At 71.0% G+C, this 22,203-nt stretch carries 22 protein-coding genes; 6 read left to right on the top strand and 16 right to left on the bottom strand.

From position 1 onward, the window contains the following. Nucleotides 1-22 precede the first annotated feature (22 nt). The 11 genes from ACQP00_RS45450 to ACQP00_RS45400 form a co-directional block, all read right to left on the bottom strand. On the bottom strand, nt 23-1,531 hold the full coding sequence (locus ACQP00_RS45450; RefSeq protein WP_433209594.1) for an RICIN domain-containing protein: 1,509 nt from the start codon (nt 1,529-1,531) through the stop codon (nt 23-25). Then, nucleotides 1,531-2,163 carry a hypothetical protein gene (locus ACQP00_RS45445; protein WP_433209591.1) on the bottom strand — a complete coding sequence of 211 codons (633 nt, stop codon included), beginning with the start codon at nt 2,161-2,163 and terminating at the stop codon, nt 1,531-1,533. Before ACQP00_RS45445 ends, ACQP00_RS45450 begins: the two co-directional genes overlap by 1 nt. Continuing rightward, nucleotides 2,160-3,830, bottom strand: a complete 1,671-nt coding sequence (locus tag ACQP00_RS45440) for a putative Ig domain-containing protein (RefSeq protein ID WP_433209588.1) — start codon at nt 3,828-3,830, stop codon at nt 2,160-2,162. The genes ACQP00_RS45445 and ACQP00_RS45440 overlap by 4 nt, the downstream gene beginning before the upstream one ends. 11 nt (nt 3,831-3,841) lie before the next feature. Further along, nucleotides 3,842-4,399: a type 4a pilus biogenesis protein PilO gene (gene pilO / locus ACQP00_RS45435; protein WP_433209585.1), complete on the bottom strand. Its 558-nt coding sequence runs from the start codon at nt 4,397-4,399 to the stop codon at nt 3,842-3,844. Continuing rightward, entirely contained in the window at nt 4,399-6,171 is a 1,773-nt protein-coding gene (locus ACQP00_RS45430; RefSeq protein ID WP_433209582.1) for a hypothetical protein, read from the bottom strand. The genes pilO and ACQP00_RS45430 overlap by 1 nt, the downstream gene beginning before the upstream one ends. After that, on the bottom strand, nt 6,168-7,187 hold the full coding sequence (gene pilM / locus ACQP00_RS45425; RefSeq protein WP_433209579.1) for a type IV pilus assembly protein PilM: 1,020 nt from the start codon (nt 7,185-7,187) through the stop codon (nt 6,168-6,170). The genes ACQP00_RS45430 and pilM overlap by 4 nt, the downstream gene beginning before the upstream one ends. A gap of 58 nt (nt 7,188-7,245) precedes the next feature. Then, the gene (locus tag ACQP00_RS45420) at nt 7,246-8,034 is read right to left on the bottom strand and encodes a prepilin peptidase (protein WP_433209576.1); all 789 of its coding nucleotides are present in this window, start codon (nt 8,032-8,034) and stop codon (nt 7,246-7,248) included. 82 nt (nt 8,035-8,116) lie between these two features. Next, nucleotides 8,117-8,593 (bottom strand): prepilin-type N-terminal cleavage/methylation domain-containing protein, encoded by a 477-nt coding sequence (locus tag ACQP00_RS45415; RefSeq protein ID WP_433209573.1) that lies wholly within the window; start codon nt 8,591-8,593, stop codon nt 8,117-8,119. A 121-nt stretch (nt 8,594-8,714) separates the two neighbouring features. Next, nucleotides 8,715-9,947 (bottom strand): type II secretion system F family protein, encoded by a 1,233-nt coding sequence (locus tag ACQP00_RS45410; RefSeq protein WP_433209570.1) that lies wholly within the window; start codon nt 9,945-9,947, stop codon nt 8,715-8,717. A gap of 22 nt (nt 9,948-9,969) precedes the next feature. Next, entirely contained in the window at nt 9,970-11,091 is a 1,122-nt protein-coding gene (locus ACQP00_RS45405; protein ID WP_433209567.1) for a type IV pilus twitching motility protein PilT, read from the bottom strand. 68 nt (nt 11,092-11,159) lie between these two features. Next, nucleotides 11,160-12,830, bottom strand: coding sequence for a GspE/PulE family protein (locus tag ACQP00_RS45400; RefSeq protein ID WP_433209564.1), 1,671 nt, complete (start codon nt 12,828-12,830; stop codon nt 11,160-11,162). A 198-nt stretch (nt 12,831-13,028) separates the two neighbouring features. Between ACQP00_RS45400 and ACQP00_RS45395 the strand changes: the two genes are divergently transcribed. Further along, a complete protein-coding gene (locus tag ACQP00_RS45395) occupies nt 13,029-14,228 on the top strand; it encodes a hypothetical protein (protein WP_433209561.1) in 1,200 nt (399 codons plus the stop codon). Here ACQP00_RS45395 and ACQP00_RS45390 read toward each other — a convergent pair. The 4 genes from ACQP00_RS45390 to ACQP00_RS45375 form a co-directional block, all read right to left on the bottom strand. Next, nucleotides 14,213-15,067 carry an NAD-dependent epimerase/dehydratase family protein gene (locus ACQP00_RS45390; protein ID WP_433209558.1) on the bottom strand — a complete coding sequence of 285 codons (855 nt, stop codon included), beginning with the start codon at nt 15,065-15,067 and terminating at the stop codon, nt 14,213-14,215. The genes ACQP00_RS45395 and ACQP00_RS45390 overlap by 16 nt on opposite strands. A 23-nt stretch (nt 15,068-15,090) precedes the next feature. After that, nucleotides 15,091-16,284, bottom strand: a complete 1,194-nt coding sequence (locus tag ACQP00_RS45385; protein ID WP_433209555.1) for an LCP family protein — start codon at nt 16,282-16,284, stop codon at nt 15,091-15,093. Between the two features lie 47 nt (nt 16,285-16,331). Beyond that, complete coding sequence (locus ACQP00_RS45380) at nt 16,332-16,457, bottom strand: hypothetical protein (RefSeq protein ID WP_433050232.1); 126 nt, start codon at nt 16,455-16,457, stop codon at nt 16,332-16,334. 133 nt (nt 16,458-16,590) lie between these two features. Continuing rightward, nucleotides 16,591-17,562 carry an isopenicillin N synthase family dioxygenase gene (locus ACQP00_RS45375; protein ID WP_433209552.1) on the bottom strand — a complete coding sequence of 324 codons (972 nt, stop codon included), beginning with the start codon at nt 17,560-17,562 and terminating at the stop codon, nt 16,591-16,593. A gap of 95 nt (nt 17,563-17,657) precedes the next feature. Between ACQP00_RS45375 and ACQP00_RS45370 the strand changes: the two genes are divergently transcribed. The 3 genes from ACQP00_RS45370 to ACQP00_RS45360 are packed head-to-tail and all read left to right on the top strand — an operon-like array spanning nt 17,658 to nt 19,417. After that, complete coding sequence (locus ACQP00_RS45370) at nt 17,658-17,888, top strand: helix-turn-helix domain-containing protein (RefSeq protein WP_433050226.1); 231 nt, start codon at nt 17,658-17,660, stop codon at nt 17,886-17,888. After that, nucleotides 17,889-18,440: a Clp protease N-terminal domain-containing protein gene (locus ACQP00_RS45365; protein WP_433209549.1), complete on the top strand. Its 552-nt coding sequence runs from the start codon at nt 17,889-17,891 to the stop codon at nt 18,438-18,440. Beyond that, nucleotides 18,437-19,417 (top strand): winged helix DNA-binding domain-containing protein, encoded by a 981-nt coding sequence (locus ACQP00_RS45360; protein WP_433209546.1) that lies wholly within the window; start codon nt 18,437-18,439, stop codon nt 19,415-19,417. The genes ACQP00_RS45365 and ACQP00_RS45360 overlap by 4 nt, the downstream gene beginning before the upstream one ends. Here the strand turns inward: ACQP00_RS45360 and ACQP00_RS45355 are convergent. Then, nucleotides 19,394-20,020: a hypothetical protein gene (locus ACQP00_RS45355; protein ID WP_433209543.1), complete on the bottom strand. Its 627-nt coding sequence runs from the start codon at nt 20,018-20,020 to the stop codon at nt 19,394-19,396. The genes ACQP00_RS45360 and ACQP00_RS45355 overlap by 24 nt on opposite strands. A gap of 60 nt (nt 20,021-20,080) precedes the next feature. Between ACQP00_RS45355 and ACQP00_RS45350 the strand changes: the two genes are divergently transcribed. Together ACQP00_RS45350 and ACQP00_RS45345 are read left to right on the top strand one after the other, a co-directional pair. Next, nucleotides 20,081-20,878, top strand: coding sequence for a phosphatase (locus ACQP00_RS45350; protein ID WP_433209540.1), 798 nt, complete (start codon nt 20,081-20,083; stop codon nt 20,876-20,878). Between the two features lie 108 nt (nt 20,879-20,986). Further along, complete coding sequence (locus ACQP00_RS45345) at nt 20,987-22,033, top strand: S1 family peptidase (RefSeq protein WP_433209537.1); 1,047 nt, start codon at nt 20,987-20,989, stop codon at nt 22,031-22,033. Nucleotides 22,034-22,203 lie beyond the last annotated feature (170 nt).

The following is a 22,203-nucleotide window of genomic DNA, read 5'->3' as shown; positions in this document are numbered from 1 at the left end:
GGACGATGCCCCCACGGAGCCCCTACTTTTCCCCGATGTTCTTCAGGGGCGTCGGGTCCTCGATGTTCGCGGGCGCGTTCCACTTCTGCAGCTTGGAGCCGTCGCACGCGGCCACGGTGAGCTTGCTGACCGTCGTACTGCCCTTGAAGACGTCGGTCGTCGGCAGCTTGGGGTCGTCGAGGTTGGTCGGGCTCAGGCAGTTGCCCTTGTAGTCCTTGATGACGTAGCTCGCCCCGTACGTCGTCTCCTGGTACGACACCGTCCACAGCGCCGTGTCGTCGGTCAGGGCCGGGCACGCCTTCGCGGTCACGAAGTGCGCGTCGGCGGGGGCCGGATCGGCGGTCGTCAGGCAGACGTACCCCTTCGTGATCGAGGTGTCATTGGTCTTGATCTGGCCCTTGATGCTGCCGAGCCCAGTGCCGGTGTCCGGGATGACCCACCGCTGGTTCCAGCCGACGCTGCTCTGGTTCGGCGCCTGCTTGCACGGCCACACGATGATGTAGCCGAGCGTCACGTTGAAGTTGGTGACGTCGATGCACCGGCCGAACTGCTTGAAGTTGACCAGCTGGGCGGGCGGCCCGGCGGCACCCGCGCCGACCGAGGCCTCGGGCGCGAAGACCCGGGTGTTGTCGGCGGTGCCGCAGGTGGTCACCTCCACGAACGCGCCGGCCGTGCTGGCCGACTTGGCGTGGAAGCACAGCCCGCCGAGGTTGCTGCCGTCGGACTTGGTGCTCTGGAAGCGGGAGCTGTCGTCGAGGTTCCAGCGCTGGTTGTAGGGGATCACCGGCGTCCCGCACACCTGGAATGTCAGCAGCACGCCCGACACCGGGTTCACCCCCGAGTCCAGGCACATGCCCTGCGGGTTGGCCGCGGTCTTCGAGGAGACCAGCTGCAGGGTCAGATTTTTCGTGTACGCGAACGTCTGCCGCGGGCTGCCGCTGGTGCACGGCTGGGTGGTGACGTTGGTGCCGACGGCCGGCGAACCGGAACCGGCGTCGAGGCAGTACGTCCCGCCGAGGAACTTGAGCAGCCCGCCCTCGATGTTGGCGTTGGTGGTCCGGAACACGTAGGTGGCGGTGAGCTTCCGCGCGACCCCGGTGTTGTCGAGCTGCGCCGCCGTCGGTGCCCCGGTGGAGGTGATCACCGCGGTGGCCGGGGCCGACGTCAGCGGGCAGGGCATCACCTCCTGCTTGTCGTTCTGGAACTGCACCGTGACGCGGTAGCTGCCGGGCACCCCGCCGCCCACGTCGCCGCGGAAGTCGGCCGGGCAGAGCTTCGACGGGTCGCCGGTGACGCTGGCGAGGGTGACGGTCGCGGCCCGGATGCGCCCCATCGCGATCTCGATGCCGGCCTGCGCGGCGTGGACGGACTTGGCGCGGCCCTCGGTCTCGGCGGTGTCACGCAGCTGGTTGATGAGGATCGGCACCATGAGGGTCGACAGTGAGGTACCGACGAGGGTCAGCATCATCGCGAGCGGCAGTGAACCGTCGTCGCCGCGGCCCCGCACGGCCCGCAGAAGCCTCCGCAGCATCACGACCTCGCCTTCGGGCAGATGGTGTTCGGGGCGGTGCTGGACTTGCTGTTCAGCGCGGTGAACGTCACGTCGGAGTTGGCCGTGGTCTGGCCCCGGCCCGGGTTGGTGACCACCACCAGCACCACCCGCAGCTGCTGGAACGTGGTGTTCTCGGTCGGCTGGAGCAGCGTCAGCCTGCTCTGCGCGGTGTCGACGCTGTTGGCCAGCACGGCCCAGGCATTGGTCGGCGACCCGTCCAGCGCCCACACCTGCCGGCGCAGGGTCCCGGTCGCCTTGTACAGCTCCAGCTGGGCGCACTCCGGGGTGCCGCCGGCCGTACCGGTGTTGACGTACTCGACGAACTGATTGCCGTCGCTGTCCGTGCGCGGCGTGCTGAAGCCGGCCGCGTAGCGCAGCTCCCGGTCCAGGCGCAGGAACGCGGTGTTGAGCTGGGCCTGGGTCAGCGCGACCAGCTCGTTCTTGTTCCCGGCCGTGAACAGCTGCACGATCGCGGTGGTGAAGATGGCCATGACCACCGACATGATCCCGGTGGTGACGGCCAGCTCGGCGAGGGTCACGCCGCGGTCGTCGCCGGGCCGGACCGCCCGCCGGATGCGTTCGCGCAGGCTCATGTGATGGTCCAGGCTCATGTGATGGTCCAGGTGAAGGCGAAGGTCGACGTGGCCTTGGTCGGGGTGGCGCTGTCGGTGACCGTGAGCGTGACGGTGTAGGTCCCGGGTGTGCTCGGGGTGCCGGTGATGGCGCCGGTGCCGGCGGCCAGCGTCAGGCCGGGCGGCAGGCCCGCCGCGGTCCAGGCCAGCGTGCCGGTGCCACCCGTCGCCGCCGGGTTGAAGGTGAGCTGGGTGCCCTTGGGGCTGGACTTGTCCGGCGCGGTCAGGCTCGGCGTGGTGACCCGCAGCCCGGTTTTGACGGTGACGTTGACCGGCACGAGGGTCGAGTTGCTCACGCGATTGGCGTCCGTCACGGTGAGCGTCACGAGGTACCGCGTGCCGCTGGTCAGCGTGCCGGTCACCCGGCCGGCCGGGGAGATGCTCAGCCCGGTCGGCATATTGGTGACCGAGAACGTGTAGGGCTTGGTTCCGCCCCACGCCTGGACGTCGCCGGTGTACGCGTCGCCCTGGACCAGCGCGATCGGCGTGGTCGAGTTCGGGTACCGCACCGCGACCCTGGTGTTCCAGGTGAACGTCTTCGTCGCGGTCTGCCCGAACTTGTCGGTGACGTTGACGGTCACCCGGCTCGCCGCGGCCGCACCGTCGACCGACGAGCTGCCGGTGATGACGCCGGTAGTGGCGTTGAAATTCAGGCCGGTGGGCAGCCCGGTCGCCGCCGACCAGGTGTAGGGGGCGGTGCCGCCGACGACCGGCACCTGGTACGACACCGCCGCGCCCGCGTCCCAGGTCTGGTCCGGCACCGGCAGCGTCGGTTGCGGGACGACGATCCAGTTGAACGAGGCGTCGTTGGTACTGATCTGGTCCTTCACGGTCACGGTGACCACATACAAACCGGCGGCAGTGGGGGTGCCGCTGATGACGCCCGCGTCGCTGATCGTGATGCCGGGCGGCAGCTGGTCGCCCGACCACGTGATCGGCTGGTACGAGCTGCTCGCGGTCAGGGTCACCGGGCTGATCGGGACGCCGACCTCGCCGGTCTGGTTGCCGGGGTTGTCCGGCAGCGGCTTGGGGGCGGTCGCGCTCGGGTTGAAGACCGGGTCGGTGGTGTTGGCGGCGACGAGGGTGTCGGTGACGTACGAGCACTCGCCGCCCGCGCAGGCCCGCGAGTTCTGCCAGGTGATGGCGACGATGACCCGGTAGTACGGCAGCGGGTTGGCGATGCTCAGCAGCGTCGGCAGGACGCAGGACGCGCCGGTGAGGACGGTCGGGTTCATCGCGCACGAGCCGAGGATCCAGCGCCGGGTGAAGACCGCGTCGTTGATCGGGACCACCTCGGAGAACTTCAGCACCGGGGTGGCGCTGCTGACGTCCGTGAGGTTCTTCAGCTTCGGGTCGAAGACCGGGGCCATCGAGGTCAGATCGAGGCCGGCCGGCGTGCCGGCGAGCTGCTTGAGCGCGTCGGTCTTGCTGCGGCCGATCGCCAGCGACGTGCTCGGCAGCGACTTGACCAGCTCGATGCCGTCGCTGGCCAGGCGGATCGCCATCTGCAGGCCGCGCTGCTTGTTGATGGTGTTCGTGGTGGACACGAAGAACGTGGTGAGCGCGGTCATGACCACGCCCATGATGGCGAGGGCGGTGAGCGTCTCGACGAGGCTGAAGCCCTCGTCCCGCGGCGGGCGCTGCATCGTGGGGTCCGCTAGCTCGCCGGGGCGTAGAACGCCTGGAGGTTGATGGTCACGTTCGACTTGTCCGCGCTGGTCGACGCGGACGGGGCGAAGTTCACGCTGGAGATGAGCACCGCCCGGGGCTGGGAGACCTGCAGCTGGTCGAGGAAGGGGTTCATCTTGCTCGTCGGGCCGGCGACGGTGAGCGAGACCGGCAGCGCGAACGCCTTGAACCCGAGCAGCGTCTGCAGGTCCACGGCGCTGCCGACGGAGACGCCGCTGACCGTCACGCCGGCCAGCTCGCCCGCGTCCTGCAGCTCGCGCAGGAAGTCCGAGGCCCGGTCGGCCTCGGGCAGCGCGGCCTGGTCCTCGGCCAGCGCGGCCTTGAACTCGGCGATGTTGTCGTGCTGCTTGGCCAGCGTGGCCAGCTCCCGCCGCTGCTTGTCCACCTGCAGCTGGGCGTCGGCCGCCTCGGCGGTGATGGTGTCGGTGTCCTGCTGCTTGGGCCGGATGAAGAACAGGAAGCCGAACGCGACGACGACGAGCGCGAAGAAGGCGCCGCCGAGCAGCCACAGCCGATCGTGTCGCATCACTTGCTCCCGCTGGGGCTGGCCGACGGCGCGGCGCTGGTGAACCGGCCGCCGAGCGCGGCCCGGGTGATGTCGACCCGGATGGTGAACGACACGCCGTCGGCCTCCTGGGTCGCGTCGCTCGGGAACGGGTTGGCCACCCCGGCCACGCCGACGAGGGCGTCCACGTACGCGGCGACGGCGTCCTTCGAGGGCGCCTTGCCGGTCAGCGTGACGTTGCCGATGACGTCGCCCTCCGCCTTGCCGATGAGCGCCTCCTGGCTCAGCGCGGCGGTGATCCCGGAGAGCTTGACGTTCTTGGCCGCCGCGGTGTCGCGCAGCGAGGCGAGCATCTTCGACCACGACAGGTCGTACTCGAGCATCTGCTCCAGCCGCTGGTCGATCTGCCCGGACTCCGCCTGGATGCGGGTCAGCTCGTCGTACTGCTTGTGCTTCTGCCGCGTCAGATCCTGACTCGTGTCGAGAATCGCCTGCCGGTCGTCCTCGGCGCGAGAATGCTCGTGGACGCTGTACCCGTACCAGCCCACAACGAGCGCCACGACCAGCGCCACCCCGGAGATGACCCCCCGCCGCACCCGCCGCACGTGCCGCGTCCCGGTGATCTCGAGCGGCATCAGGTCAGCGGCGATGGGCAGAATCCGGAACGTGCGCGCGGTCGCGTCCGGAAACGCCGGATGCGGCGCACCCTCGCGACCCCCCTTGCGCGGCGCCTCAGGCACCACGGCGACGTCCTCTTCAACCGCATCCAACTGCTGCTCTTGTACGACCTGCATCCGCCCACCCCCCGCCCGTTCCCCCACCCCGCCCGACGCGGCCTGGAATGCGGCGGACGCGGTCGGGGTGGCCGTTGGCGCGGTCTGGAACGCGGCCGGTGTGGTCTGGGCGGCCGATGGCGTGGTCTGGAATGCGGGCGACGGGGCCTGGACGATCGGGTTCTGCGCGGTCGGCGCTTCGAGGACCGGTTGCCAGGTCGGCTCGGACACGCTCGCGGGCGGCGCGGTGACCGGCTCGGCCGCGGCGTACTCGGGCGCGGCGTACTCGGGCGTGGCGTACTCGGGCGTGGAACCAAAGGTGGCCGGCGGGCCCGGCGCGACCGCGCGCGGGTCCCGCGGAAGGTCGACCACCGGGGTCCGCTCCCAGCCCGAGACCGGGGGAGGAGCGGGCGGTGACGGCGGCATGGCCCACGACGGCAACGCGTTGCGCAAACCCTCGGGCGCGGCGACGGCCGCCGGATGCAGCCGCGCCTCCAGGACGTCGACCGGCGCGGTCAGCGGGTCGAAGCCCTCGAACAGCGCGGGCGGCGCGAGCGTGGCCGTCTCCGGCTGCCCGGTGGGTTCCTCGACCGGCAGCACGAACTCACCACGGATGAAACGCGGAAACTCCCGGCGCGGCTGGACCGACGCCGGCTCGGCAACCGGCGGCGCGACGGCCGCAGCCTCTCCGAAAGCGGCCTCGCCCAAAGCGGCCTCACCGAACGCAGCCTCTCCGAGCGCGGCCTCGGTGGTCGCGGACGCGCTGACCACAGGCTCGGTGGCCGAGGGCTCCGGCGGTGGCCAGGCCGGCGGCGGACCCGACGGCACGACCGGCACCGACGGCCCGAGCGACGCGGCGGGGAGGGCTTCGGCCGTGCGGGCGCGGCGGTCGCGTTCGAACTCGTCCAGCGGTTCGCCTTCGGGGTCTTCGAAGGAGGGCAGGACGATGCCGGTCAGGCGTCGTTCGGGCTCGGTCCAGCCGGCCTCCCGCTTCCACACGGGGGTGCGGTCCTCGGTCATGACGCCCCCAGGGTGAGGCCGACGGAGATCGCGGCGGAGGCGCGGACCTGTTCGAGGCTGCCGTGGCGGACCCGGCGCAGGCCGCGGACGCGCATCACCGGGTCGACGGCGATCACCTCGACGCCGAGCTGGTCGTGCAGGGCGTCGAGCAGGCCGGGGAGCATGGCCCCGCCGCCGGAGAGGGCCAGGCGGCTCACCCGGGCCTGGCGGCCGGCGGCGGTGAGGTACGCGAAGGAGCTGCCGATCTCGTTGATGAGCGGGCGCACGGACTCGCGCAGGGCGGCGGCGCTCGCCGGGTCGGTGTCCTGGCGCAGGCCGACGCGGCACTTGAGCTCCTCGGCCTCCTGCAGGGGCAGGTCGAGGCGGTCGGCCACGGTCTTGGTGATCTCGTTGCCGCCGCGGGGGATGGTGCGCACGATCAGCGGCTCGCCGTCGTGGTGCACGACGACGCTGGTCGCGTGGGCGCCGATGTCGACGAGCGCCTCGACCTGCTCGTCCAGGCGGGAGGCGGCGCGCAGGAGGGCGAAGGAGGCCAGGTCCACGCGTACCACGTGCAGCTTGGCCGCCTCGATGGCCCGGATCGCGGCCATCACCGGCTCTTTGGGCGCGGCGATGAGCAGGCCGCGCACGGTGTCGCCGGTGGCCTCCTCGAGCGGGTAGAAGTCGATGAGCGAGCGCTCGGGCGGCAGCGGCAGCGCGTCGCGGACCTGGAACGGCAGCGCCTTGCGCATCTCCTTGGCCGGCAGGTTGGCCACCGTGGTCTCGCGGACCACGATCTGCTGGTGGGTCACGCCGAGCGCGATCTTGCGGCTCTTGAACTTGAACGTCGACCACAGCTGGCGCAGCGCGGCGGTGACGGCCGGCTCGTCCTGGACCGCGCCGTTCTGCACGGCGCCCGGCGGCAGCAGGATGTGCCCGAAGTTGCTGATGACCGGGCCGTCCTTGCTGTTGCTGGTCTCGGCCGCGCGGATGGACACCGTGCCGATGTCCAGCCCGATCAGGTTGACTGCAGCCATCGTGCTCCTTCGGGAAAAGCTGACCAGCGCCGCGACGAGTTCGGCGAAGGCGACGGGCTCACGCGGGGACGAGGAGGTTGGTGTACCAGTCGGTGATCGGCGCGGCGGCGAACAGCGCCAGCAGCGCACCGGCCAGCATCGCCGGGCCGAACGGCAGGGCGGTCTTGCGACCGGCGCGGCCAAGGGCCATGAGGGCCAGGCCGGCCGCGCCGCCGAGGACGAACGCGGCGAGCGTGCCGACGGCGACCGTGGACCAGCCGAGGAAGCCCAGGTACAGCCCCAGGACGCCGGCGAGCTTCACGTCGCCGAAGCCCATGCCGCCGGGGTACACGACGGAGAGCAGGAAATAGAACGTCCACAGGGCGGCCATGGCGAGCATCCCGCGCAGGGCCGCCGACCAGTCGCGCTCGACCACCACGGCGGGCAGGAGCAGCAGCGGGGCGACGATGTAGGAGGGCAGCACGATCACGTTGGGCAGGCGCAGCACGTCGAGGTCGATGAGCGCGAGGGCGACGGCGATCGCGGCGAGGTACAGCCACGCGGGGAGCATCAGCGGGCTGGTCCCGGCGAAGCGGGCGGCCACGGCGGCGAAGAGCGCGCCGGTGCCGAGTTCGACCAGGGGGTACCGGATGCTGATCGGCGCGGAACAGTCGGCGCACCGTCCGCGCAGCGCGAGCCAGCCGACGACCGGGACGTTGTGCCAGGGCCGGATCGGGGCCGTGCACTGTGGACAGTGCGAGGCCGGGCGGACGAGCGACTCGCCGCGGGGGACCCGGTGGATGACGACGTTGAGGAAGGAGCCGACCGCCAGGCCGAGTACGCCGGCGACGACGAGGACGAACGCCATGCCAGCTCTCCTTTCGAGGAGGCGCTCGGCCCGCACCCGGGGTTTCCCAGCCGGATGCGGGCCGTCGCCGTCGTGGACGGTGTTACGGGGTGGCGCTGGCGATGCAGGCGGCGAGGTCGGCCTGGGCCGTCGCCTTCTTGACCGAGCCGCCGACGGCCGAGTCGTAGACGTAGATCGTCTTGCCGTCGGTGTTCATGCCGCAGATGCGGTACGAGGTGTTGCCCGTCTTCTTGTACTGCATGCTGTTGCCCGGCGAGAGCGTCGCGGTCTGCGTGCCGTCGCCCGTGACCGACGCGCTGCTCTCGGTGACGCCGAAGACGAGCTTGTCGGCGGTGCTGGAGCCGTTGGCCGGGTACGTGTTGTTGTTCTCGGTGTAGAACTGCTCCACGGCGCTGACGGCGGCGCGCACGTCGGACTCGGCCGACTTGTTGGCGGCGCCCTTGCGGTAGTTGAGGTACATCGGCACCGCGATCGCGACGAGCACGCCGATGATCACGACGACGACGAGCAACTCGACGAGCGTGAACCCGCCGTCGCCGGCGGCACGCTTATCCTGCATCCTGCGCAGCGTCTTGGTCATGAAGAGCCTCCTGCTCCAAGCCTTGGGGTGTACGGGTGGTGGTGTGTGGTCCCAGTAACGGAATCGCTTGGAGCCGCGGCGCTACGGATTCCGTTGCCGTTCAGTTGCTCTGGATGTTCTGGTAGATCGAGAACATCGGCAGGTACAGGCAGACGATCATGCCGCCGACCACGCCACCCATGACGAGCACCATGATCGGCTCGATCGACGCGGTCAGCGCCTCTGCCGCGCTGTCGACCTCTCGGTCGTAGAAATCGGCAACCTTTTCGAGCATCTGACTGATTTGGCCGCTCTCTTCGCCGACCTCCACCATCTGGACCACCATGGGCGGGAAGATCTTGTGTTGGCCCAGCTGTGACGACATGGGGCGACCCTCCCGGACTGCCTGCTGCAGGTCCGACATGGCCGTACTGATGACAGAGTTGCCGGTGGTGGCCCCGACGACGTCGAGCGCCTGCAGCACGGGCACGCCGACGCCCAGCAGGGTGCCGAGGTTGCGCGAGAAGCGGCTCAGCGCGATCTTCGTGAACAGCGGCCCGAAGACCGGCAGCTTGAGCTTCACCTTGTCGAACCACAGCCGCACGGCCGGATTGCCGGCCATGATCTGGCGGAACGCCACGGTGACGACGATGCCGGCCACGATGAGCAGCGGCCCCAGCCAGAACAGCGTGTGGCTGGCGGTGACGATGATCCGGGTGGGCAGCGGCAGCTCCCCGCCGAGCTGCTTGAACATCTTCTCGAAGATGGGCACGATGAAGATCAGGACGGCGCTGATCATCACGGCGGTGAACACGAGCACGATCACGGGGTACGTGAGCGCGCTCTTGATCTTTCCGCGCAGGGCCGCGTCCTTCTCGAAGTTGGTCGCGATGCGATCCAGGGCGCTGTCGAGGAAACCGCCCGTCTCGCCGGCCCGGATCATCGCCACCATGAGCGTCGGGAACACCTTCGGGTGCTTGCCCAGCGCCCCGGACAGCGACGTGCCGCCCTCGATGTCCAGCCGCACCTCGCCCAGCGCCTTCTTCAGCGACGGCTTGGGCGCCTGGTCCTCCAGCACGGCCAGGGACCGCAGCAGCGACATGCCCGACTGGGTCATCGTGGCGAACTGCCGGGCGAACACCGACAGGTCCTTGAGCGTCGTGCGCTCGCCGAGGCCCGGCACCCGGATCTCGCGCTTCATGAGGGTGTCGGCGCTGGTGATGGCGAGCGGGGTCAGCCCCTGCTGGCGCAGCGCCTGGGCCGCGGCCAGCTCGTTGGAGGCCTCGATCTTGCCCTTGGCGCGCTTCCCGGCTTGGTCGATCGACTGGTACTCGTACGTCTTGGTGGCGACCATGGCTGGTTGACCTTTCCCGGGGCTACTGCCGGCCCGCGAGCCGGCGGAACTCCTCGGCCGAGTGGCTGAGTTCGAGCGCCGTCTCGTAGGTGATGAGCTGCTGGCGGACCCGCTCGGCCAGGTGCTGGTCGAACGAGAGCATGCCGTCGTTGCCGCTGGACTGCATGAACGACGGGATCTGGTGGTTCTTGCCCTCGCGGATGAGGTTGCGGATCGCGGGCGTGGCGAACATGATCTCGCTGACGATCGTGCGGCCCTGCCCGTCGGCCCGCGGCGCGAGCGCCTGGGTCACCACCCCCTGCAGGGCGTTGGACAGCTGCGCGCGGATCTGCTGCTGCTGGTGCGGCGGGAAGATGTCGATGACCCGGTCCACGGTCTGGGCCGCGCTCTGCGTGTGCAGGGTGGCGAGCACCAGGTGGCCCGTCTCGGCCGCGGTCAGCGCGGTCGAGGTGGTCTCCAGGTCGCGCAGCTCGCCGACGAGGATGATGTCGGGGTCCTGGCGCAGCGCGTGCTTGAGGGCGAGCGCGAAGGACTGCGTGTCGGCCCCGACCTCGCGCTGGTTGACCAGGCAGCGCTTGTGCTCGTGGAGGAACTCGATCGGGTCCTCGATGGTCACGATGTGCGAGGAGCGGGTGCGGTTGGCCAGGTCCAGGATCGCGGCCAGGGTCGTGGTCTTGCCCGAGCCGGTCGGGCCGGTGACCAGCACCAGGCCGCGGTGCAGGTGCGCGAAGCGGGCCACCTGCTCGGGTACGCCGAGCTGGTCCAGCGGCTTGATGTTGTGCGGGATGGCCCGGAACGCCGCGCCGAACGAGCCGCGCTGGTTGTAGAGGTTCACGCGGAAGCGCGAGACACCCTCGATGGCATAGGCGAAGTCCAGCTCCTGCACCTCCAGGAACTGCTGCCACTGGGCCTCGTTGGTGACCGCCGCCCGCGCCAGCATCGCGCAGTCGTCGCGGGTCAGGTCGTCGTAGCCCGGGAGGTACCGGAGACCGCCGTTGATCCTGACCGTGGGTGGTGCCCCCACCGTCAGGTGCAGGTCGGAGCCGCCGACCCGGACCAGCGAGACGAGCATCGCGTCCAGGGAGGCGCGCTCGTCGCTGGTCGCGGCCCGGGAGCCGGCGGCGCCGGGGATGGTTTGGGTCACGCGGGCTCCTTGCGGGTAAGGGACTTCCCCTCCCGGATCGGCCGCCGCGCGCGCGAGCTGAGGAATCATCAGACCGCGACGCGCACGACCTCCGGAATGGAGGTCTGGCCCTCGGCCGCCTTCATGAGCCCGTCCACGCGCAGGTCGAGCAGGCCCTCGCGGTAGGCGACGGCCTGGATCTCGTGGGCCGAGGCCCGATCGATGGCGAGCTTCTCGATGTCCGGCGACACCGGCATGACCTCGTGCAGCGCGATCCGGCCGCGGTACCCCGTGTTCGCGCACGATCGGCACCCGACCGGCCGCCACAGGGTCTCCGGGGTGCCCAGCACGTCGTAGGGCCAGCGGGCGCCGATGAGCTCGGCCTCGGTGGGCGCGTACTCGCTCTTGCACCAGTCGCACAGCCGCCGGGCGAGCCGCTGGGCCAGCACGCAGTCGACCGACGAGCCGACCAGGAACGGCTCGATGCCCATCTCCACGAGCCGGGTCACCGCGCTCGGCGCGTCGTTGGTGTGCAGCGTGGAGAGCACCAGGTGGCCGGTGAGCGCGGCCTCGACCGCGAGCTGGGCGGTGGTGCGGTCGCGGACCTCGCCGATGAGCACCACGTCGGGGTCGGAGCGCAGGATCGCCGGCAGCACGGCGGCGAAGGTCAGGCCGGCCTTGCTGTCGACCTGGACCTGGTTCACGCCCGGCAGCCGGTACTCGACCGGGTCCTCGACGGTGATGATGTTGACGGTCGGCTTGCTGATCTCGGCCAGCGTCGCGTACAGCGTCGTGGACTTGCCCGAACCCGTCGGCCCGGTCACGAGCAGCATCCCGTGCGGCTTGTTGAACGACGTCGAGAAGCGCTCGTAGTTGGCCGCGCTGAAGCCGAGCTTGGCGAGCTTCAGGTCGATGCCGCTGGTGTCGAGCACCCGCAGCACGATCTTCTCGCCCCAGACCGTCGGCAGCGTCGCGGTGCGCAGGTCGACCGCGCGCTGGTTGATCTCCACCGTGATGCGGCCGTTCTGCGGCACCCGGCGCTCGGTGATGTCGACGTTCGACATGATCTTGAGGCGGGAGATGAGGGCCGACTGCACGTGCTTGGGCACCGTGTCGACCTCGTGCAGCACGCCGTCGATCCGGTAGCGCACCCGCATGTTGTGCTCGCCCGGCTCCAGGTGCAGGTCCGAGGCCCGGTTGACGATCGCCTGTTCGAGCAGGGAGTTGACGTACCGGACGATGGGCGCGTCCTCGTTGAGCGAGGCGAGGTTCGACACGGCCGGCGTCGCCTCGGCCCGCAGGCTCTCCGCGACCTCGCCGAGGTCGTTCTCCTCGCGCTTGAGCCGGTCGATGATCTTGCGCAGCTCGGAGCGCGCGACGACCACCGGGCGCACCGTGAGCCCGGTCGCGGCCCGCACGTCATCCAGGGCCAGCACGTCACCCGGGTCGGTGATGCCGACGGTGATCTCGCGGTCGTTCAGGGCGATGCCGAGCACGCGGTGCTTGAGCACCAGGGCCATCGGGATCTTGGTGACGGCGGCCGGATCGATCGGGTACCCGACCAGGTCGAGCGTGGCGATCCCGTACGCGTCGGCCGATGCCTCGGTCAGCTGCTCCTCGGTGACGACGTGGTCGTTGATGAGCACAGCACGGATCGACCGGCCGGTGCGCTCGGCCTCCTCGGCCGCGCGGTCGACGGCCTGCGCGTCGGCACCGCGTTCCTTCAGCGCGTCCAGAAGCGGCCTGAACGTCTGGTACATCTCACCCCCGGGTCACTGCACGCCTTATCGGCAGAGATCCGGGTGAGTTTCGGGTTTCACCCCGGGCGCGTGGGCCGCCCTCGTTGACCATTCCCGGCGCCGTCGTGAGGATGGCTCGCTGTGTCGGTTGCCGTCGTGGAAGAACCCAGAAGCGGATTGCCCGGCAATATCAGCATTTGGCGCGCGCGGTGGCTGCTGATGCGCTACGGGGGCCGCGAGCTCGCAGAGCCGTTGTACCCCGGCGTGCCGGCCGCCACCCAGGCCGAGCTGCTGGCCTTGGTGGCCGAGGTGGCCGCCCGGGTCGGCGTGGCGCGGCCGGACGCGGTGCTGCTGACCGGGTTCGGGCTGATCCGGTCGTGGGCCAGCCGCCGGCGGCGCCTGCTGCTGGTGGGGCTGCCGCTGTTGCAGTGCCTGACGGTGGACGAGGTGCGGGCCCTCGTCGCGCACGAGCTCGCCGTCGTCGACCACCGGCGGGCGCACCTGGTGGTGCGGCTGCGCGCGCTCTACGAGGAGGCGGTGGACCCGCTCGCGGTGCTGCCCTCACCGCGGGCCGAGACGATCGCCCGGGCCACCCGGGACTTCGCCCTGGCGCTGGAGCGCAAGGCCGACCAGGCGGCCACCTCCGCATCCGGGATGCACACCGCGGCCCGGGCCGTGGTCAAGGCCGACCTGGCCGCGTTCGAGTTCGCCGACCTCGCCTTCGACGTCGAGGAGCAGGTCTGGCAGCGCACCAGCGCCGGGGTCCAGGACCTGCACGCGGGCTGGCGGGAGGCGGTGCGGGCCGGGGCCGTGGTGGCCGCGCTGGACGACGACACCCGTACCGCGCTGATGGCCCGCCACCCGAGCCTGGCCGGCGCGATCGCGTCGCTGTCGCCGGCCCACGTGGCGCTGCGGGTGGTGGACTCGCTGCCGCTGGGGCCGCTCGCCCCCGACCTGGAGCGCGAGCTGGCCCGGCAGGTGCTGCGCCGCGACAGCGGCCAGTGGACCACGTTCGCCGCGGTGCCGGGCGAGGAGTGGCCGGGCTGGCTGGACCGGCAGGCCCGGGCCATCACCGACCAGGTGGCCACGCTGCTGCGCCGGCCGCCGATCGGGCCGGCCGAGGTGGTCGAGGTGCTGCTGACCCGCATGGACGAGCTGGTGGCGGCGAACTGGCCGGCCCAGCCCGAGCCGCCGGCCGAGCCCGAGGAGCTCGACGGCACCCCCTCGGTGGTGGTCGTGGCCGAGTCGGCGCTCGCCGCGCTGGGCTGGCGGCGGGTCCATCCGGCGGCCGCCGGCGTGCTGGTGAGCCCGGACGGCGAGCAGCACAATCTCACCCTGCTGGCGAGGGCGGCGCTCGATTCACCGGCGGCTTTGGCGGTACTGCTGGAGCTCCTGTCCCGGACTCAGGGTGCGACGTGATCGCGCCAGGAGTGCGCCGGTGCGTAGCCGAGCACATCGCGCGCCCGGTCGATGGCGAGCAGCGTCTCGAACTCGCCGAGTTCCCTGGTCAGCGGCACGCCGGGGAAGACCTCGCGGATCAGGTCGGCCGAGGGGCGGTCCATGACGGTGTCGGCGGCCGCGATGACGTAGGACGTCGCCCCCCGCACCGTCGCGGTGAGCGCGAGGCGGCAGGCCTGCGCCACGTCCCGGGCGTCGACGTACCCCCACAGGTTCCACTTGCGCGCGTGCGGGTCGGCCCAGTAGCCGGGCACCGCCGCGTAGTCCGCGGGCACGTGCACGTTGGACAGCCGCAGGCCGACGAACGGGATGCCGCTCCAGCCCGAGATCTCCCGGGCCAGGGTCTCGCCGACCACCTTCGACAGCGCGTAGGTCGTGGTCGGCAGCGGGAAGTGCTCCTCGTCGACCGGTGCGTAGCGCGGTGGGGTGTCGAACGGCAGGCCCAGCGTCGTCTCGCTGGAGGACCACACCACGCGCCCGAGCCCGGCCGCCTGGGCCGCCAGGAACACGTTGGCGTTCATCGCGGTGTTCCGGTTGAAGGTCGTGGCCGGCGTGTACATCCCGGGCGCCGGAATGTTGGCCAGGTGCACGACGGCCTCGGCGCCCTGCAGCACCTCGAACGCCTGCCCGTACTCGGTGAGGTCGGCGACCAGCAGCGGCACGCCCAGCTCGGGGATGCTCAGGTGGCCGGCCGGGCCGACGGCGTCGGTGGCGACCACCTCGTGGCCGTGCTCGAGCAGGTCGGCGACGACGACCCGGCCGGTCTTGCCGTTGGCGCCGGTGACCACGATCCGCGACATGAGCCGATCCTGGCACGGCCGGGTCAGGAGTTGCTCACCAGGTCCACGTGAGCCGTGACGAACTCCTGCACCGTGTCCGTGCGCACCGCCTCGAGCAGCTCCAGGGTGGTGCCGTCCAGCGCCTCGGCCCCGGGCTGCTCGGCCGACTCGTGGAACGTGCCGTTGTTGGTCTTGACGGTGAGCAGGTTGTCGCCGCCGATGCTCTTCATCGCGAAGATCCAGTCCTGCAGCGCGATGCCGCCGGAGTCGATGGTCATGGACTGCCCGACGACGTCGAGGATCTTCTTCACCCGGGCCGGGTCGGTCAGCGTGTCGCGGCTCGCGATCCCGCGGAACAGCGCCTTGATGAACTGCTGCTGGTGGCGCTGGCGGTCGTAGTCGCTGTTGGGCAGCGTGTCGCGCTGGCGCACGTAGTCCAGCGCCTGCCACGGCTCCAGGTGCTGGTAGCCCACGTGGTACGTCTGCGGGGTGACGCCGGCGATCGGGATCAGGTCGGTGCCGCCGGAGGCGTTGAACCGCTGGATGTACGGGACCTTCGTCTCACCCTTGGCGTCGTGCCCGATGTGCACGGAGCGGGTCTCCTGGTCGACGTACATGTCCACCCCGCCCAGCACCTCGACGACCTTGGTGAACCCGGCGAAGTCGACGATCCCGGCGGCGTCGAAGTGCAGGTCCCAGTTGTCCTCGATGGTGTTGGCCAGCAGCGTCATGCCGTAGCGGCGCTGGTCGCGGCCGGTGAGCTTCAGGCCGCCGACCGCGAAGGCCGCGTTGATCTTGTCGTGCCCGCCGTAGTACCGCGCCTTGCCGTTGGTGAAGGGCGGGATCCGCACCCACGTGTCGCGGGGGATCGAGATGAGATAGGCCGAGCGGTGGTCGGCCGGGACGTGCACGATGATGATCGAGTCGGACCGGACCGCCTCGGTGGGGTTCTGGTCGGGCCGGGTGTCCGTACCCACGAGCAGAATGGTCTTGGCCCCGCTGATGGTGACGTGCCGGCCCTCCTGCTCGGCCGCCGGGACGATCAGGTCGTCCTGCCGCACGTTGCCGGTCAGGTAGCCGACGAAGAGATCCTTGGCGACGAACGCGCCGCCGGCCAGCAGCATCATGATCGCGCCGGTGACGACGAGCGAGCGGGCCCATCGCGGGTCCCGGCGGCGCCGCCGCAGCGTGCTCAGCCCGGCGCTCTCCTCGGTGGGGCGGTCTTCGAGCTGTAGCACGCGGCTCCTGTCCGAGGTCTTGCCGGCGATCGCCGCCGGCGGCCTCGTCAGCCGCCGACGGCGATCACCGCGATCACGATCACGCTCACGAGAGCAGCCAGGAAGACCAGCATGCCCTGCTCGCTGTCGAGTCGCGTCAGCTTGCGGGTGGTGGTGGGGGTCGGGGTGGTCATCGTCGCCTCCTGTACGCGGTGTGGTGACTCATACGCTACGAACACCGCGGACAGGTTTGCTCCCGTGAACGTGCCACGCGCTGGTGGACGCTCCGGAGGTCTACCGATCCACACCCTGCCGGGGTAACGGTGCTCAGCCGTCCTCGTTGACGTCCGCAAGCAGCTCCGGGAACACCTTGCCCACCTTTGCCACGAGATAATCCCCGTAGGTACCGGTGAACGCGCGCAGATCCTGCCCGTCCCACCGATGGGCGTGTCCGGTGCCGGTGCGCCCCGGCAGCGGCGGCACCTCGGCGGTGAAGTCCGGGTCGAAGAAGAACGGGAACGACAGGCGCTCGTTGCCGCTGGTGTTGCGCACGCGGTGGGGCGTCGAGCGGTACCACCCGCCGGTCATCCGGTCGAGCATGTCGCCGATGTTGCACACGAACGTGCCCGGGACGGGCGGCGCGTCGATCCACGCCTCGCCGCCGCCGGGCCCGCGCACCTGCAGCCCGCCGTTGTCGTCCTGCAGCAGCAGGGTGAGCAGCCCGTAGTCGGTGTGCTCGCCGACGCCCCAGTCCGTGGCCCGCGGCGGGCTGGGCGGGTAGTGGAAGATCCGGAACAGCACGGTGGGGTTGCGGGTGTACCCCGCGGCGAAGTAGTCCGCGGGCAGGTCGAGGCTCTGGGCGACGCCGCGCAGCGTGGCCTGGGCGGCGTTGGTGAGCACCTCGATGTACTCCAGCACGGTGTCCCGCAGTTCCGGCACCCCGCGCGGGAACAGGTTCGGCCCGTGCAGGGGGAGGGGCGAGGGGGGTGCCTCCTGCCCGAAGTACAAACCCTCCTTGCGGTCCGGAACCCCCGAGGTCAGTTCGGCGCCGACCGGGAAGAAGCCGCGCCACGCCCGGCCGCCGCGGGCCATCGCGATCTCGAGTTTCTCCGCCTCCGGCCGCGCGAAGAACGTCCGGGCGGCCGCGTCGAGCCGGGTGATCAGCCCCGGGTCCACGCCGTGGCCGGTGATGTAGAAGAAGCCGCTGGCGCGGCAGGCCGCCTCGATCTCGCGGGCGGCGCGCTCGTCCTCGCCCCGGCCGACCAGCCCGGAGATGTCGATGACGGGAAGTTCGCTCATGGTCGCCACGGTAGGCGCGTTCTGGCCGCGGCCGGCCACCCGGCATTGCGTCAACTCCGGTTGACGGAAACCGTTCTGTCAACTACGGTTGACGCATGACGGAGGCAAACGACCTCGCGGAGGCGGCGGCCAGTGCCGACCCGCGCATCGGGCTACGGGCCGCGGTGGCGCTGCGCCGCCTCGCCGACGCGCTCGAGGTGCTGCAGGTCGACAACGCCCGCCGGCAGGGCTGGTCGTGGCAGGAGATCGCCGACGCGCTCGATGTGACGCGCCAGGCCGTACACAAGAAGCATGCCGGTCGCAGTGCAACCAAGGGGGACGGGTAGATGTTCGAGCGGTTCACCGACCGGGCCCGCGCCGTGGTGCGCCTGGCCAAGCTCGAGGCCGACGACCTCGGCCACGCCGTGATCGGCACCGAGCACCTGCTGCTCGCCATGCTGCTGGAGGACGGCGGGATCGCCCGCACCGTGCTCGACGCGGCCGGAGTGACCCACGCCGACGTGCGGGCGGCGGTCGCGGGCGGGGACGACGCCGCGGCGCTGCGCTCGATCGGCATCGACCTCGACGCCGTGCGGGCCAGCGTGGAGCGCACCTTCGGCAAGGGCGCGCTGGACCGGGCCGAGCCGGGGGAGCGGGGCGGCTTCCTGTTCCGCCGCTCGAAGCTGCCGACCCGGTTCAACAACGGGGCCAAGAAGTCCCTCGAGCTGTCGCTGCGGGTGGCCCTGTCGCTCGGGCACAAGTACATCGGCACCGAGCACCTGCTGCTCGGCGTGCTCAAGGAGGAGCGCGGCCCCGGTGCCCGGCTGCTGCGGGAGCGGGGCATGACCTACGACGGGGCCGTCGCGGCGGTCCGGGCCGCGCTGGCTGACGCCGCATGACCGTGCTGACCTGGCGCGACATGAACCGCGCGCTGCTGGCCCGGCAGCTGCTGCTCGAGCGTGCTCCCCTGAGCGTGCCGTCCGCGCTGGAGGCGATGGGGGGCCTGCAGGCGCAGTACGCGCCGTCGATGTACATCGGGCTGTGGTCGCGCGTGGCCGGCTTCTCCCGCGATGCGCTGACGCGGATGCTGGAGGACCGCTCGGTCGTGCAGGCGACGCTGCTGCGGGGCACCATCCACCTCGTCTCGCGGGCGGACTACTGGCCCTTCGCGGTGGGCGTGCGGGCGTACCGGCCGCCGGTGCTGGGCGTCGATGCGCTCGCGCTCGTGACGGAGCGGCTGCGGGGTGGGCCGTTGCGGCGGACCGAGCTGCCGGCCGAGGTGCGGCAGATGGCGCACGTCCAGCTGGAACTCGTCCGGGTGCCGCCGTCGGGGACGTGGGAGCGGCGGCGGGCGGACATCTACGGGCTGGCCGAGGACTGGCTGGGGCCTGGAGACGTCGATGTTCCGGTCGCTCGGGAGCTGCTGGTGCGGCGGTACCTCACCGGGTTCGGGCCCGCGCACCCCAAGGAGATCGCGGACTGGGCCGGCCTGCCGCCCGCGGTGATCGCCGGGGTGCTCGCCGGGATGACGCTGCGGACGTTCCAGGACTCGCGCGGGCGGGAACTGGTCGATCTGCCGGACCTGCCGCTCCCCTCGCCGGACACCCCGGCGCCGGTGCGCTTCCTGCCGACCTGGGACGCGGCTCTGCTCGTACACGCGCGGCGTTCGCTGATTCTGCCGGAAGAGCACCGCGCGAAGGTGTTCCACGTGCGGATGCCCCAGTCCATCGGGACGTTTCTGGTCGACGGGCAGGTCGCGGGGACCTGGGCGTTCCGCAACAAGGCGGTTTCCTGGGAGGCGTTCGCCCCGTTGCCCGATTCGGTCCGGCGGCAGGTCGACGAGGAGGCCGCGTCACTCACCGCCTTCCATGTCTGAGCGGTCCTCCATCTCCCACAGGTGGTCCAGGACGTGCCAGACGAAGCGGCGGGCGGCGTAGCGGGCGGTCCAGCCGTTGTCGGTCAGCGGGCCGCCGTCGCTGGGCCTGCCGAGGACCTCGATGACCGCTTCGCGCACGTTCGGCGGCTTCTTGATGCCGATCTTGCGCGCGTACGCCTCCTCCGAGTCGGCGACGTGCCCGATCATCTTGTCCCGGTCGCGGCCGCCCCCGCGCGGGCCCTTGCGCAGTTCCTCGGGGGCCGTCGCGGCGTACGCGTCGAAGGCCTCCCACGCGGCCAGCAGCAGCTTGGTGTGGCGGGCCGCGACGGCCGCGGTGACCGGGGCGCGGTCGGCCTCGGGGTGGCCGTCGGGCGCGCCGAACTCGGTGGTCGCGCTGCCGGGGACCCGCTCGGCCACGCTGAGCCGGGGCGCGGCCGGGAATTTGTACCCGGCGGCGGTGGCGATCGGCGCGTACCGGGCGCCGTACGCGGCGAGGGCCTCGACGGCCTCCTCCTCGCTCTTGCCGAACCGTCCCCAGCCGGGCCACTCCAGGCTCCCGGCGAAGACCTTCTTCTTGCCCGTCTCGAGATAGATCTCGGCCATGCCTGTGACCTTAAGCGGCTTTCCTCGGCGCCGCCGGGCTGGCTCCTTACCATGGCTCATATGCCTGAACTTGTGAACCATCTTCGCGAAGCCCTGCTCGCCGGCGATGTCGAGACCACGCGCGACTCCAACCACGGCAACGCGGCCCTCTTCGCGGAGGGGCACGAGGGCTACCTCTTCGGCCTGCCCCCGCTCAAGACGTGGACCCTCGCCGAGGTCCTCGCGGTCATGGCCGAGCGGGTCGGCATCGATCCCGATCCGGAACGATCCACCGGTACTGACGTGATCGACCCGCACAAGACCGCCCGCGCACTGGAGCGCATGCGGGACCGGCTGCGCCTGGCCGCGCAGCGCAAGGAGCGGGTGATCGTGGCGACCGGGCATCCGGCCGGGATCATCGAGGTCCACCTGGCGGTCGCGGCGGCCCTGAAGGCGGCCGGGTGCCAGTTGCTGCAGCCGGCGCCGGGCGTGGAGTTCGCGTCCCCCGGCAAGTACATGGGGCGGGAGCTGCCGCTGGCGGTGCGGTACATCGGCGGGGTGGCGGTCGCGGCCGAGCGCGGGATCGCCCTGTGGCACACGCACTCGCCGGACGGCATGCGGGCCATGCTGGCCGAGCTGGACCGGCTGGGCGAGGCGCCGCCGGATCTCGTCGTGGCCGACCACGGCTTCGCGGGCGCGGCCGCGGCGGCCGGGCTCGACGTGGTGTCGTTCGCGGACAGCAACGATCCCGCGCTGTTCGTCGGGGAAGCCGAGGGGCGCGTCTCCGTCACCGTGCCGATCGACGACAACGTCCAGCCCTACCACTATTGGCCGGTCACCGAGTTCCTCCTCGACGGTGTCATCGACGCGATGGTATGACCTGGGTGCTATGAGCCAATTCGTCCGGTGAATCTTGTGTGGGTTCCTTCCCGATGAAAGCATCGGTCGCGGCCGATATTTATCGGCTCCGATCTAGGGGAGGCTCACGTGAGACCCACCAAGACCTCATTCAGGCTGTTCGCGGCGATCGCCGCCGGTCTGGCCGCCGGTGCCGTGGCCACGCCGTCCTCGGCCTTCGCGGCCGTCGACCAGACGGCGCTGGCCGCGAAGTCGTCGGAAGCCCTGGTCGCCCAGCTGGGAACCCGTACCGCGGGCTCGTACTACGACGCCCAGCTGGGCAAGATGGTCGTCACGGTCACCGACGCGTCCACCGCGGCGACCGTCGAGGCCGGCGGGCTCGTGGCCCGCAAGGTGCAGCACAGCGGGGCCGAACTGGCGAAGATCACTTCGACGCTCGACGCGAAGGCCGCCATCCCCGGCACCGCGTACGCCGTCGACCCCGTCCTCAACCAGGTCGTCTTCTCGATCGACCCGACGGTGTCGGCCGACCACGTCAAGACCATCCAGGCCCTCGTGGCGAGCCTGGGCAGCGGGGCGCGCATCGAGTACCTCGGCGCGGCGCTCAAGCCCACCATCTCGGGCGGCCAGGCCATCTACACCGGCGGCGCGCGCTGCTCGCTCGGCTTCAACGTGGTCAGCGGCAGCACCTACTACTTCCTGACCGCCGGGCACTGCACCAACATCGGCGCGACGTGGACCACCAGCAGCGGCTCCGTGCTCGGGACCCGGGCCGGCACCAGCTTCCCGGGCAACGACTACGGCATCGTGCGGTACAACGCGGGCGTCACCCACGCCGGCAACGTCTCCCTGGGCGGCAGCTCCTACCAGGAGATCACCACCGCGGCCAACGCCTTCGTCGGCGAGTCGGTCCGGCGCAGCGGCAGCACGACCGGCGTCCGCAGCGGCTCGGTGACCCAGACCGGCGCCACCGTCACGTACGCCGAGGGCCGCGTCTCCGGCCTCATCCGCACGACGGTCTGCGCGGAGCCGGGGGACAGCGGCGGGTCGCTGTTCGACGGGACGAAGGCGATCGGGCTGACGTCGGGGGGGTCGGGGAACTGCAGCAGCGGCGGGGTGACGTACTTCCAGCCGGTGACTGAGCCGTTGGGCGTGTACGGCGTGAGCATCTACTGATTTCTTTTTCGAGGGCCGGGCGGCTTTGCCCGGCCCTCTTTTGTGTTGGGGTCACGCTATCGGGGTCACGATATGTCGGGCGCTGGCGCGCCGCGACATATCGGACTTATCGCCTGACGGGGTATCTGCCCGTTTTGAAGGCACTTTCGTGGGGCGTTTTTTGTCGTACC

Origin of the sequence: Dactylosporangium sp. CS-047395, assembly GCF_050942185.1 — a bacterium.
Taxonomy (GTDB): Bacteria; Actinomycetota; Actinomycetes; order Mycobacteriales; family Micromonosporaceae; genus Dactylosporangium.
The sequence above is the reverse complement of the archived record's forward strand: the minus strand, read 5'-3'. Positions and strand labels throughout refer to the sequence as shown.